The organism is Flavobacterium sp. 90, from assembly GCF_004339525.1.
GTDB lineage: Bacteria > Bacteroidota > Bacteroidia > Flavobacteriales > Flavobacteriaceae > Flavobacterium.
In genome coordinates this window covers 6526238-6541486 of record NZ_SMGE01000001.1, presented here as the reverse complement: position 1 = coordinate 6541486, position 15249 = coordinate 6526238, and the positions used below count along the sequence as shown (strand labels likewise).

Here is a 15249-nt window from a genome sequence, read left to right as displayed (position 1 = left end):
GATTTATCCATTATTTGAGCAGATATCTTATTTTACGTCTTTATTTTTGAATGTACTTTAATTCGATTTCATCATTTACAGCATTTTTTAAAGCAAGTTCATGATAGAATGGAATCATTTTGAGTTCTATAGCATCGGTAATTTCTGTTGATGCTTTTTTACTATTGATTAGTTGAAAAGCTTCGCCAATTTCTTGTTTAATAAAATCCGAAGCGTATTGGTTTTGCTGTATTTGGGAAGCTGGTACTTTTGCTAAAGCTCCAATCTCCTTGAGCATCCATCTGTGATTTATCAACTGTTTGCGACTTTTTTCGGCTCTTTCAACCAATCTCAGGTACGATTTATAACTTGTTGAATTGATATCGGGATTATTGACATTATGCAGCGCGTGACTGTTTACTCTTCCAATTGCAGTTGAATAATCGTTTTCAAGACTTTCGTCTTTACGGACCATGTCTTTTTCAAGTTTCTGTACTGATTCTACAAAATAATCATTGTATTTTTCTAAAGTTTCAGCTTCAGCATAATAAGCTTCCAGATAATCTAAAGCTTTTTCTTTAAATTCTTTCTCGTCTTTTGCAAGAGTTGTTGCCTCTAATAATTCCTCTAATTTGGTTGTTTCTTCTGCTGGTAATGGCTGTAAAGCAAGTTGCATTTCTTTTAATTGTGCACTGATTTCATCACGTGTTCCTTCAAAAGTTTTTCCGTTGAGGTTTATTTTTAGAATTGGTTCTAATTTTTGAACTTTTTCATCTTCAGTTTTTGGCTCTCTTTTCGGACGCAGTTTTATTTTGTCAAAAGAGTAGGTGTAGGTAATTGTTGCTGTTAGATCGTTATTTTTGTGTGTTTGAGAATTACTAAATAATGCTATAATTCCGGCACTAAAATTATGTTTCTGTTGGTAGATGTAAGATCCGTTTACTCTGAAATTAAAAATATCATTTTGCTTTATACCATCGTTATAACTTGTATTATAACTCGTAGCGGCAGAAGTCGTGAATTTTTTATCAAAAAACAATTTTGTTGCGCCAATTGTTGGTCCAATAATAAGGTTTTTACCAGAATCTGTTTTTCCGTAAGTATTGTTTAGCGATGCGATCAGGTTTAAATCTTTCATAGGATAACCAATGCTGTATGAAAGCCCTGAATTATAATAAGTACTTGCACCGCCTTCGATTGTCCTTCCTTGTTGTTGATTTATGGCATCCTGCATTGAAAAATTAACATTGATCGATTTTTTTAATGTTTTCTCGTTCTTCAATAAATAATTTACTGCAAGAGTCGCATTTTGATTGACCTGTCTAAAGTTTAAAGTATCAAGATAATCATAATTAGAAACCTGATTGATATAATCAAATTGATTACGGCTATTCGTGTAAGATTGGAAATTAGAATAATTGATGTTGAAATTTAACTTGTCATTAGCACGATAATCAATTGTTAAAGCAGATACCAAACGTTTCATCTGGCTTTCTTTCTGTTTGTCTAAATTGTCTTTTTGAAGACCAAGATTTACTGCAACAGAAACTTTGTCTTTATATAAAGACTGTGTTGCATTTACCGTAATATTTTCTAAGTCATTATTGAAATAATAGCCTCCTAATGTTCTGTAATTTGGGTCGATTCTTTCATATCCTAAGCCAAGACTACCTTTTCCGGCTGGGTAAACCAACTGACCTTTAAAAGCATTGTAACTTGCCGTTGTATTGTTTGGACTTAAGAACAATGCAGCAACTCCTTTTGCTTTAGTTCCGTCTGTTGTTCTGGTATCTTCGGTAATACTGCTGTTTGCAATTTCGGTCGAAACCATTAATTTATCAAACAGTTTAAAGTTTGTTTCTAAACTGATTGCAGCGTTTTCTTTTGGAGAAATTCCCAATTCAAAAGGGACAGGATTGGATATAGAACTGATGACGTCTTTTGCTTTAAAGAAAGTTAATCCAAGATTAATTTTTTCTAATGCATAGTTTGTTTTAAATCCGTAACCAAATCTTTTATAAACCGGAAGAATATCCGGATAAGCATTGTTGTATTCGTTGCTTTTTAATAATCGTCCGTACATGGCACTTATTTTGAATTTTCCCTGCGGCGTTAAATCCACACCAAAACCGGTGAATTGATGTCCAGCCAAAGTATAAGGTGAAAAAGTCATGCTCACGTCTCCAATATGTGCAGTCGCCCATTTATAAGATGGATGAATACTTAAACGATTCATTAAAACAGGTTTTCCATACCCGAATTTTTGATTGGTATATGAAAATGAAAATGGAATATTGTAAAGTCCGGCTACATTGAAATTAACGTTTCCATTTAAAAAATAGCTGAAAGGATCTCTGGTTGCATTTCCAGAGTAGAATATGCTATTGGCAGAAACTCCTCCGGATACATTTATCAATTTTGCTTTTCCCAATTCCTGTACATTAAAGTTTTGTGAAAAACCTAATGTGCTAAAGAGAAGCGCTATTATACTAAATTTGAGTTTATTTAAAATCATTATTTATCTTCTATGAAAATCAGTTTTGTTTGCGGATTTTCATTATTATTTGAATTGATATTTTATAATTAAGTATTATTGAATAATGATTTTTCTCAATTTACTTCCTTGTTGTGACTCAAAAAGAACAAAATATATTCCTGATGGAAGCCCGTTTAAACTAAAGTTGAATAGATAATTAGTCTTACCAGTATCAGTTTTAGAATCTATAAGAACATTATTGTTCAAACTATATACTTTTACGTTTGCAGGCATAATTTTATCCAGTGTTATATCTACCGTGAAATTTCCTGAAGACGGATTTGGATAAATCTTTAAATCGAAATTTTTCGCTGTTTCTTCCGGATTGTTTTCCTCGTATTCACCTTCAGTAACCAAAACAGTTTTTGTTTGATAAGCGGTACAATTTCCTTTAGTAGTGTTTAATGTAATATCGTATTCTCCTGCTTCGCTAAAACTAATTTCAGCATAATCCTTGTCTTTAGAAACGATCGTTGCATTTGCAGGAATTACCCATTCTACAGTATCAGGCGCAGGATTACTAATGTCTACAATTATGATTTTTTCGTTTTTAAATACCTGACTTGAAACCGCAAATTCAGCACTAATTGCAGTTTCCTGCCTTGAAATTTTGATAGTATCTGTTGCCGTACAGCCTAATTTATTTGTAACTACAACAGTATAATTTGCAGGTTCAGAAACCGTAATCGTAGCTTTATTGCTTGTAAATCCTTTATCAGATGTCCAGAAATAAGTGGCTTTATCATCGTTGATAGTTGCATTGATAGTCAAAGTCTGATCAAAACACAAGGTCACGTCTTCACCTAAATTAATAACATCTTTGGGAGGATCTATAATCGTATAATTTCTTAAAATGATACAACCTCTCGAATCAGTAATTTCTACTGAATATTCTCCTGCTGATGCATTACTTAAGATGTTTGTTGTCTCGCCAGTGTTCCATAAATATTTATAAGGTGCAGTTCCAGCAATAGGAGTTACAACAATAGTGGCATCAGAACCTTCGTAACAAGTTGGTATTTTTATTTTTTCTGCTGCATCTAAATGAGCCGGAGCTGTTAACGTAATTGCTTTTCTAACACTACAGCCGTGACCATCTGTAACGACAACAGTATAATTTCCAGGAGTTGCATTTTGGATGCTTGCAGTTTTTGCACCTGTATTCCAAGAATAACTGTAAGGCTGCGTTCCTCCTGAAGGCGTTGCGTTGATTGTCCAGTCATTAAAATCACCACAACGTGTATAGTCTGCTGTTAATACATTATCAAGAACGTTTGGCTCGGTTACAATTAGAGTTTGGCTTGTTGCCTGATTTCCGTTTGAATCTTTTGCTATTACGTAATAAGATCCTTTTCCGATACCGCTCAAAATAGTTGTTGTTGCTAATACTTTCGGATTTCCATTTTCATACCATTGATAAGTATAATTCTCTCCCGGTTTTAAGAATCCTCCAATTGTCGTTGGATTTAAACTTCCGTTTTTGTCACCATTACATAAAACAATATTTTGAATGCTTATAGAAGTTTGCAGCAAAGGCGGCTCGGTTACTTCTATTAGGGGAGATGTTAGATTACAGCCTTTTGCGTCTGTAACAATAACATAATATTTTCCGGCAGCTAAATTTGTTGCTTTATCCGTTGTTTGGTTAATAGCTGTACCAGCAGCCTTGAACCAATTGTATGTATATGTTCCATTTGCACCTTGAGCCGTTATAGCGATAGATCCGTTGCTTAAATTTTTTCCGGTCGCAGGAATAGCTATAATATTATTGATTGTTAAAGCAGTTGGAGATGTGATTTTTAGCACAGCATCTGTACTAGTACATTGTTGGGTGTCTTGTACCTGAAGGGTATATTCGCCAGCAGCTAAACCAGAAACAATTGTTGATGCTGTATTGGTGAAATTGCCCCAATCTTTAATCAATGTTCCGTTGCTAAAGTAGCGATATCTAAAAGTTCCATTTCCTCCAGCAGCATTAATTGTAATTGTTCCATTATTGTCGCCTAAACATTTTACAGGTTCCTGAGTAGTAGTAAAAGTTACAAGATTTGGTTGTATAATTGTAAGTGGAGCAGTGGTAACTTCGATTGCTTTAGAATCTTTTACAACGGCATAATAGTTTCCAATTTTTACATTTAATAATTCGGGATTGTGTTCGTTTGGCAATAAAACATTATTTCTATACCACGAAATTGTTTTAATACCAAAACCTCCTCCTACAGTTGCTTTTAAGATCCCGTTATTGGCATCAAAACAGCTGATAACTTGAGATTGACTGATGCTTACGATTAGCGGATTATCAGTAAAATCAAAATCAGTATATTTGATACAACCTGTGTCATCCTGAACAGAAACGTAATAATGGTCTTTGATAAGGTCTGTAAAATCTACCATTTTTGAAGAAGTATTTGAAATTGTTTTTAGAACAGTTTCTACTCCAAGAGCATTTTTAGTATAAATTTTGTATTCGTAATTTGTTTTTCCTCCTTTAATTTCAAAATGCAGAGCACCATCATTTCCGCTTGCGGCAGTAGGGTTTTTATAAGTGATTTTATCAATCTCAAATCCAAAATCTGCTGGTTGTGTTATTACAATATCATTTAGAGTTCCTACACAATGGCTGGCATCATTTGTATTGTAATTTGCATCGCGAACTTCAACTGCATATGTTCCTTCTGTTAACTCGGTTAATGACGATGGAGTAAAATTCTCGTAAAGATTAGTTACTGTGTTTTTCTTTTTCCATATATAAGTATAAACTGGAGCACCGTTTGTTATGAAAGGTGTTCCTCCCACAACATTAATGGCAATTACACCATCCTGACCTCCATAGCAGCTTACATTTAATTTTGAATCCAGACTAACCACAACTGGTGTTGGCTGTTGAAATGTTACATCGATACTATTTGAATCAATTCCTCCAATATCTGTTGCAGTCAGTGTATAATCTCCATCGGCTATGTTTGAAAAATCTCCGATATTTTTGGTAATTGTTATCGTATTCCCTGTAGCCTTATTTCGCAATTTATAAGTATAAGTTCTGTCTGATTGAATTTGATTGTAAGAAGCACCTCCAGTTGCAGTGGCTTGTAACGAACCAAATAATCCATTACATTTTGCCTGCAAATGGGTTTCTGTTAATGCTGGTTCTGTTGGTTGTTCTAACTTATAAGTATTTCCTGTTGTACATCCTTTCGCATCAGTTATTAATAGTGTATAAGTATCGGCAGGAACATTATCTAAAGTTGGATTATTTGTTCCAACAGTAATTCCTAAACTATTTTTCCACAAATAAGTATATCCTGTAGTTCCTCCTGCAGCAGTGATAACGACTTTTCCTGTTGAGAGACCAAAACCTGTAGTAGGAGTGATGGTTTCACTTGCAATATGTAGCGAAATTAGAGGTTCCTTAATTTCAATAGACTGCTCAGGAGCCTGACAGCCATTAGCATCAATTACTCTCACTTTATATGTACCTTTTGTTAGACCTGAAATTGTTCCGTCCTGGTTGTTAATTACACCACTTGAAATAATACTATAAGGTTTTGTAAGGTCTGCATTTTTAGTTCCGCCCGTGATATTTAAAGTTATTTTACCATTATTTCCGCCATAACAAGAAACATCTTCTACTGTGTAGGTAAATGCTAATATATCAGGTTGTGAAATGGTAAAAGTATTAGTGCCATAGAGAATATTACTATTTACATCTTTTACGGAAACAACGTAACTTCCTGCTCCCAAATTTGATGCTTTTGAAGTCGTTGAGGTCGTTGTAATATTTTCAACAGAAGTATATTTGATTCCCGTTGTAGTATTTAGCCATTCAAATGTATATTCTTTTACACCTCCTGTAACTACCATACTATATTCTCCGGATAAATCACCGTTACAAGCAATATTTGTATTTGGAGTTTGAGTTAAACTCAGCACTTCTAATTTAGCAGGTTGTGTTACTTCATAATCAATTTGCGGAAGCGTACAACCATTATCGTCTTTTACAATTAAATGATAAATGGCAGCGCTTAAATTGTCTATTGATGGAGTTGATGCAATCACCGTGGCAATATTATCTTTACGCCATTCATAAGTATAATTAGGTTTTCCTCCAGAGACTGTTACAGCTATGCTTCCGTTATTAGTCTCAAAACCAGTTAAGTTAATTGGGCCAGGACTTGTAATTTGTAATGGTGCAGCAGGTTGTGTAATTTCTACCGGCTGAGCAAGAGTTGCAGTACATTCATGCCCTAAAGCATCTGTAACGACAACATTATATGTACCTATTGTAAGGTCTACAAGATCTTTTGTGGTAGCATAATCAATATTGTCTTTTTTCCATTGGTAAGTGTATGGAGTAGATCCTCCTGTAATGTCTATGTTAATCGCGCCTGTTGCATTACCATAACATAATACATTGGTTTTATCTTTTACCGAAACTATTAGTTGGTTTGGCTGGCCTAAATCAACTTTAGCAGATTCTTTAATTGCTCCAACGGCATCTTTTACTTTTACAGAATACTCACCAACTCCTATGTTTTCGATAAAATTTAAAACAGCACCATTAATTATGATATCATTTTTATACCATTCATATGTGTAATTAGAAACACCGCCTAATACAGTGGCAGTTATTTCGCCATTGTTGTCGCCGTTACATTTTATGAATTTGGTTTTTGCCAATGTTACTAATAATTCTGGATTCTCTGTAACATCGTATACTTTGGTTGCAGTACATGATTTATTGTCAGTTACTACTAATGTATATTTACCAGCTTTAAGTCCGGAAATGTCCTTTGTATTTTTAAGGAATAAATTGTCTTTATCGTATGTCCAATTATATGAATAAGTTCCGTTATCAGGAGTTCCTCCGGTGATTGGGTTCAGAGTAATAGATCCTGTATTTTGTCCAAAAACAGCGACATTTATTATGTCAGGTTGTGGAATAATTATAGCTCCAGGCTGACCAATTATAATGTCGTTGATAGTTTTTGAGCATAGATTATCATCTTTTATAGTTACAGTATAAGTTCCGGCAATCAGATTATTTTGGTCTTTTGTTGTACTTCCATTACTCCATGAATAGGTGTAGTCACTTCCTACAGTTCCTCCGGAAACGGTAAGGGTTGCTGTACCATTATTGCCGCCAAAACAACTTGGGTCTTTTGTGGTATAACTCACGTCTATTGGCGCATTTGGTTGTATAAGCTCCTGATCAATAAATACAGTAGGATTGACACCATCCCAGACTTTTACTCTATAAGTCCCTAGTACAAGGGTATTAATTTCAGGAGTTGCTATTCCTAATGGCGTTTCATTAGAACCATCCATTTTAAACCAGGCATAATTATATCCAGAACCTTTACCACCCGAAGCTTTAGCTGTTATTGTTCCAGTTGCTTCATTGTAACATTTTATGTCTGTGTAGTTTTCTATTTTTACTGTCAAGGCATCAAGTACCATGTCATCACTTGTTGCGAAGCAGCCTTTACTATCTGTAACAACCACATGATAAGTTCCATTATCAAGACCTACAGCTTCGCCATCGTTATCAGGATCAGGATTTATTAATGTAATACCTTTATACCAAGTATAAGTATAGTTGGGAGTTCCTCCAATTCCTTTTATTTTAATTTTTCCATCAGCTGCAGTAGAATTTGTTGGTTGAGTTTGAACTATAACAGGATCAACGGATACTTTTGTTGTTGGACTATCTACATAAAAATAGGTAGGATTAGTTGCAAACTGGCACCCAAGAGCATCTGCAACTGCATAATAATAGGCACCCTTTTTTAATTTTGTAGGATCAGCTATTACATTTCTTGGGTTACTATCATCAGTTACAATAATAGAATAGGGATCACCACTTGATTGAGGTGTTCCTCCTGAAATTGCAAATGTAATTTTACCATCATCACCATTTAAACAGTTTACATCTGTTACGGTAGCGGTAACGTTTATTTTCGAGTTATGAACTACAGGAATAGTAGCATATTCGTAGTTTGTTGGAGATGCATTATCAGATACCGTTAATTGATATTGACCTGCTTTACCGGTTACAACATTTCCATATTTAGTTTCTGTAGTACCATCATCATAAGTTATTGTCCAGGTGTATGAATATACTCCATTAGTTGCTAAAGTTCCGCCAGCGGCGGTAGCTGTTAACGTACTAGTTCCCCCAAAACATATATTATTTACGACTTTGGTATTGCTTACGGTTAATTTTTCTAAGGGTTCTCCAACAGGGAACTGTTGGGTTTGAGTACATTTGCCATCTTCAGTGACAGTAATAACATAATTTCCGGCTGTTAATCCGGTTATATCACGTGTTGAAGCAGAGAAATTACCATCCTCAACTTTTGTCCAAGCATAAGTATAGGGCCCAGCACCACTGGTAATTCCACCCGTTATTGATGATATTGTAATTGAACCATTTGACAGACCTTTTCCTGAAGCATCTACAGGTGTACCATTAATGACAATTGCATTCGGATTTTTAATAGTTACTTTCTTAATCCCAGTTTGAGAATAACTAATTAAGGACGTAAGTAGTAAACAAAAAAGTATAATTTTCTTCATATTTTTAATCGTTTGCATTTGTATCAATACAGTTGTTTTTATCTCTAACTTTAATTAAATGGTCTCCATTTATTGCATCCAAACTTATTGCGGAAGTGAATAAGGCTTCTGAATTTGAATCTTTAATAAACGTTTGATAACTGAATAAAGAGTTGATTGTATAGAGTAAGGATGTTAATTTCATATCTGTATATCTATTCCGCTGGTATCTATGCAGCTTTTTTTATCTGTAACTTTTATATAATAATCTCCTGCCGGAGCAGAAATTTCATTTGTAATAGATGTAAATTCTACCTCGGTGCCTGAGTTTATAGAATAATAATATGGACTGGTTCCGCCTGAAGCTTTTATTTGTATTGTACCTGGTTTATTATTACAGCTAGGCTGTACTTCAATAATTTCAAAACTTAAAGCTGTTTCAGAAGAAATATTGAATGTAGGATTAGGCAATGCGTTTATACTTGTTTGCTGAGCTCCAATAAATGTTTGATATTTTATATAATAATCCCCCTGAGATAAATCTAAAAATGTATATATCTTATTTGTTGAATCAATAGTATAAGCAGGAGTTGGCAGAAGCACGTTGTCTTTGGTATAAAAACTAAATAAAAAGCTTTCGTTATCTACTAACTTTCTATCAAATGATAAAGTAACTTTTCCATCATTTTTATAAATACAAGTAGTTTTGGATTCAACTGGAGTCGTTGTTAAAAATGGAGGACAAGGAATTATATTATAATAAATAATATTCGAATAAACTTCTTCTCCTGTTACTGTTGCATCTGAATCTATAAGAACTCTAAAATCTATATTTCCAATGTATGTTTCTGGTAAATAAGTTAATTTATTAAATTGAAATGTCTCATTAAAAGCCGTACTTACATTGGTTGGCTGAAAAGTACCGCCTTCGATTCTATACTCCCAATAAAAACGTTGTGTACCTGTGCAGCCTGTGGTTTGTAAATTTACTTTATCGCAGAAACCAGTTTCTCCATTTGGAAATGCTAATACTTGATTGCTAATGATGCTAAATTCCGGAACAATTTCAACAGGACCATAACCAGTGGCTCCTCCTGATGCATTGTAACAATTAACATTAAAATTATTTACTTCTAATCCAGAACTCCATTCTTCACCACAGGGACCACTGCAGGAATATGATTCTGGTCTATAAGCAGAAAAATGATAGGTAGTAGGTTTTTGATCAAAAATTAAATATTCTCCTGCTGCTTTTATAGGATTAAGTAAATTTCCGTTGGCTTTGATCCAGTATTGGTAAAAATAATTTCCATTTGGAAAATATGAAAGCCTATAGCCACCAGAGTCGCCAGTATTTGTGCGCATTATATAAGTTTGCGAGCAAACTTTGCTGGTCACAAACAAAATAATAAAAAAAGTAAAGTAAAGTTTCTTCATAAGCTATTGTATTCCAGTTATATCAATACAAGATTTCGCATCTCTTACTTTTATGGAGTGCTGACCGGCAGAAACATCTATTTCGTCGGTTGGTGATGTAAATTGAACTTCGGGACCTGAATCGATAGTGTAATAATATGGTGTTGATCCTCCGGATGCGATTAATTTTATTTTCCCTTGTCCATTATTACATTGCGGTTGTACATCAATAATTTCAAAGCTTAAAGCTGTTTCAGAAGAAATATTGAATGTAGGATTAGGCAATGCATTTGTACTTGTTTGCTGAGCTCCTATAAATGTTTGATATTTTATATAATAATCTCCCTGAGCGAAATCTAAAAATGTATATATCTTATTTGTTGAATCAATAGTATAAGCAGGAGTTGGCAGAAGCGCGTTGTCCTTGTTATAAAAATTAAATACAAAGCGTTCGTTATTTACTAAAGTTCTATTAAATGATAAAGTAACTTTTCCATCATTTTTATAAATACAGCTGGTTTTGGAGTCAACTGGATTCGTTGTTAAAAATGGAGGACAAGGAATTACATTATAAGAAGTAATATTCGAATAAACTTCTTCTCCTGTTACTGCTGCATCTGAATCTATAAGAACTCTAAAATCTATATTTCCAATGTATGTTTCCGGTAAATAAGCTGATTTATTAAATTGAAATGTCTCATTAAAAGTCGTACTTACATTGGTTGGCTGAAAAGTACCGCCTTCGATTCTATACTCCCAATAAAACTTTTCAGGAGTTGTACATCCTGTAGCTTTTAAGTTTATTTTGTCACAGAAGCTATTATCGGCACCCGGATCAGTTAAGACATAATTACTGATTAAACCTATTGCATCGTATAAAGTAGCGGTACAGTCAGCATTTATATTACCTCCATAATGTTCATTAATTCCGTCATGACAATAACCACTGCACAATTCTGAATCTGGCCTAAATAGTACAATATCATAAAAAGTTGGTCTTTTATCGTAAATTAAAAAACCCTGCACCACACTAATAGGACTTATCGGCACGCCATTAGATTCTACCCTGAAAGAAAAATAGGTGCAATTACAGTCAGAGGCCGAAAATGGGCCGCCATAACTCATTATATATAATTTTGATTGTGCTTGAGCAGTATTAATTGCACACAAAAACAACGTTATAAAAACTAAGATTTTTGGTATAAAATATTTTATTGAATTTTGATTCATTATTTACGATACGCTAAGTAATTTTATCTTCCTCTTTTATTTGTTTGTGTTTTTTATCGATACGGTTACTAACATCAGTAACTTTAAAAATTACTTATTTTCATATAGTGTCATTAGCTTGTAAATCAATACAATTATTGGTGTCTCTAACTTTAATATTATGGGTTCCTCCAGAAATGTCTATAAAATTTGTTGTAGATTCGAATTCAACTTCAGATCCTGAATCGATAGTATAATAATATGGAGATTTTCCGCCAGTTGCTTTTATTTGTATTTTCCCTATTTCACCCGGGCAATTTGGTTGTGTTTCCAAAATACTAAAGCTCAAAGCATCAGGATTTTCGATTAGAAAAAGGTCACTAAGTTTATCAGCAGTTGGTGTTGAACCATTATTCAGGAATGTTTGATAGTGCAGAAAATAACTTCCTGCAGGTAAAGAGTCAAAAGTAATTTTGCGATCTGTAAAATCAGCCTGAACTATTTTTTTATCTGGAAGATTGATATTGTTTCCGTTCTCAACTTTAATAAGATTTACTAAAAAGTATTCATTTGAAGCTATATCACGATCGAATGTAAAAGTAGCTTTTCCGTCATTTCCACTAAAACAAGAAGGCTTGTCTTTTGCTGGTTCGCCAAGAATAGCAGGAGGGCAGGGAATGAATTTATAAGTTAAAATATCTGAATAATCCGCTGCTTTAGCTCCTGTTCTGGAATATCGAACTCGCAATTGAAAATTCTGATCTAATTGTAAATTTGGAATTTGCGAAAATTGAATTGATATTGCATCACCATATCTTCTTTGATATGGTAATAATTCTTTCCAGCCTCCGCTGTTACTATGAAAATATTCAATAGCACAGGTTATATTTCCTCCCTCACCAACCATCGATGCCGAAAAAATAAAAGGCTTACAAGACTCTAAATCTGTTTTTAATGCATTGTAATTATTTAATTGTGCTAACGTGTATAAATAATAAAATTCGAAAGGAGAATTGTTCGTTACCATATTACCGCCAAGAGGAGAACCAAAAGTATTTTGCCAATATCCGGATTCCGGAGCAGTAACATAAACGCCGCTTCTTTGTGTAAAACTTCCTGAAGGCTCTTTAAGAGCTTGGGTTAAACGCAGAGGCGAATTAGAAACGACTACTCCATCTAATGGTGATGCATCAGAGTTATTGAGAATGTATACAAAATTTCCAGATGAATTAGTAGCTGCATTTGCATAAGTTCCATTATATGGATAGGAATCTCCTGTGTTTAGATAGAAAAACAGTTCACTTGAACCCATTGATCGCTTTAAATCCCACTTTACTTTATACTTATAAGTCTGACTATAACTTTTTGTAAAAAAAATTATAAGCAGAAGTAATAGTAGTGTTTTATATCTTTTTAAAGCAGTCATCGTAGGTATTTGATCTTGTTTTTATTGGGGTTTTTATTTCTTTGTTTTAGTTAAAATTTAACCGTGTAAAAATCCATTTTAGAGATTCTTCCGTCTTTAAATAAAGCTCGTATTCCGTATTTATATGTTGTATTAATAGTAAGGGTCGGGTCGGATAGTTTTCTGGTTTCAGCTTTTACCATTTGAATCAATTGAATTGGTTCCGTATTGGTTGCTTTATAAATTTCAAAGCTATCTACACCGGTTTCGTCGTAACTCCAGGACAAATCAATACTTTTTGTAGTAGTATTGGCTTGTGCATAAAAGCCTTTTACAGCTGGTTTTACTGTATATTTTGGAACAAACAATGCAATTTCTGGTGTAGGAATAGAAACTAATCCGCTTTCGTCTTTAGCAAAAATGGCGTACCTGTAAGTTGATCCTTCTATCGTTTTTTTATCTTGGTAAGTCTCAGATTTATCTAAAACGTCCCATATTAATTCCCATTTCTCCTGGCCATCTTCTTTTCGGTAAAGCTGATGTGATTTTACATCTTCGCTTTGACTGTTGGCCCATTCTAAAAATACGGCGCCGTCTTTAATTTCATATTTTGTAAAAACAGGAGAAGCAGGAGGTACAACATCAGGTTTTTTGACAATTAATGTTTCAGAGAAAGGAGACATATTATAACGGTAATCGACCGCAATGATTCTATAATAAACCTTGCTATTTAAATTTTTAAGAATAACCTTATCTTCATAAGTGTTTTTTTCATGCGGACTAACCGTTAATTGACTAAATTCTTCTTCAGCTGTATTTCCTTTATAAATACGATATCCTAAAAGATCTTTTTCTTTATTTGGTGTCCAGGATAATTTTACAACTCCTAAAGTATCAATAGTTGCTTTTAAACCAATAGGTTTTGCAGGAGGAATAGAATCAACAGGTTGCACCAGCATAGGGAAGGAGGTTCTGCTATTTCCATTTTTGCCGACTGCTGTTATTGTAAAATAATTCGTTGCAGTTAATTTGGTGTAAGTAACTGAACGATCCTTTGCAGGAATATTTTTGACTACTTTGGTATATTTGTCATCGTCATAATCAGAACGATTCAATTCAAAGCCAGAAATTTCACTATTGCCTTCTTCTGGAAATTCCCAGGTTAATGTAACAGTCGAATCATCTTTGAAATCCTTTACCGTTAAATGAGGAACAAATTTTAAAAGAGATTTTCCTTTTCCTGAAACAACTTCAGAATATGGACCTAATTCGCCAAACGGAGACAGACCTTGAATACGATAACTGTAAGAAGTATTGTTTGCAATAGAATCAACATAAAAAATTCTATTATTATTCGTGTTTTCCTGACTTAAACTGGTATACGGTTTGTCTGTAATTCTTTTATAATTGACCTTATCTGTAGAACGTTCAACGTAATAGCTTCCGTAAATATGAGCTAGTATTTTAAAATTCCAGCTTAACATGGTGCTGTTATCAGTAAAATGAGCGCTAAGATCCATTGGTTTAGGTAAAGGCTCATATTCTTTTAAACTTACAAAAACACCTCCATAAACGATGCTTAATTCCTGTTCAGGAACATTTGAAGAGATTCGGTAAGCATATTTTTCGTTATCTTTTACATTTTTATCTTCAAAACCTAAACCTGCTTTTTTGGCAATTTCAAAATCTTTATCTGCTGTAAATAATGCAAAAGTAAATCGCTGTTCAGCCTCTTCAGAAAGGTTAACAATCGATTCTAAATTATCAGCTCCTGTTACGCTGAAACTTTCTCCAAAAATTGCCTGAGCAATAATTGCAGCATTATCATTTTCATCAATTAATTTTTCCCATGTTTCAACTGGTTGTGGTTTGTACGCTGCTTCTAAAACTACACGCTCCGGTTTTGTTAATGTTTTATTGTCTCTTGTAACAGTGAATCTTTCAATTAAATAACCGTATTTATTTAGTTTCTTCCAGGCTATAGGAGTGTTTACTGCCCAACGCAGTAATATGCGGTCTTTTTGAACTCTTGCTATTACCTGAATTTCGTTCTTTTTTTCTACGTTGTTATTCTCCTTAGACTTGTTTTGAGCAATTCCGGAAAATGTAAAAATTAAAAAAAGGATAAAGAAAAATTTGAACTTCATTA

At 33.8% G+C, this 15249-nt stretch carries 7 protein-coding genes; all 7 read right to left on the bottom strand.

The window, feature by feature from the left end; translation table 11 throughout:
- Nucleotides 1-40 precede the first annotated feature (40 nt).
- Entirely contained in the window at nt 41-2494 is a 2454-nt protein-coding gene (locus C8C83_RS26605; RefSeq protein WP_121325771.1) for a hypothetical protein, read from the bottom strand.
- 75 nt (nt 2495-2569) lie between these two features.
- The gene (locus C8C83_RS26600) at nt 2570-9091 is read right to left on the bottom strand and encodes a T9SS type A sorting domain-containing protein (protein WP_158598124.1); all 6522 of its coding nucleotides are present in this window, start codon (nt 9089-9091) and stop codon (nt 2570-2572) included.
- Nucleotides 9092-9095: 4 nt separating this feature from the next.
- Nucleotides 9096-9275, bottom strand: a complete 180-nt coding sequence (locus C8C83_RS26595) for a hypothetical protein (RefSeq protein ID WP_121325769.1) — start codon at nt 9273-9275, stop codon at nt 9096-9098.
- On the bottom strand, nt 9272-10435 hold the full coding sequence (locus C8C83_RS26590) for a hypothetical protein (RefSeq protein ID WP_158598123.1): 1164 nt from the start codon (nt 10433-10435) through the stop codon (nt 9272-9274). Before C8C83_RS26590 ends, C8C83_RS26595 begins: the two co-directional genes overlap by 4 nt.
- A gap of 75 nt (nt 10436-10510) precedes the next feature.
- Complete coding sequence (locus tag C8C83_RS26585) at nt 10511-11716, bottom strand: hypothetical protein (RefSeq protein ID WP_121325767.1); 1206 nt, start codon at nt 11714-11716, stop codon at nt 10511-10513.
- Between the two features lie 100 nt (nt 11717-11816).
- Nucleotides 11817-13007: a hypothetical protein gene (locus tag C8C83_RS26580; protein ID WP_121325766.1), complete on the bottom strand. Its 1191-nt coding sequence runs from the start codon at nt 13005-13007 to the stop codon at nt 11817-11819.
- Between the two features lie 164 nt (nt 13008-13171).
- A complete protein-coding gene (locus tag C8C83_RS26575; RefSeq protein ID WP_121325765.1) occupies nt 13172-15247 on the bottom strand; it encodes a hypothetical protein in 2076 nt (691 codons plus the stop codon).
- Nucleotides 15248-15249 lie beyond the last annotated feature (2 nt).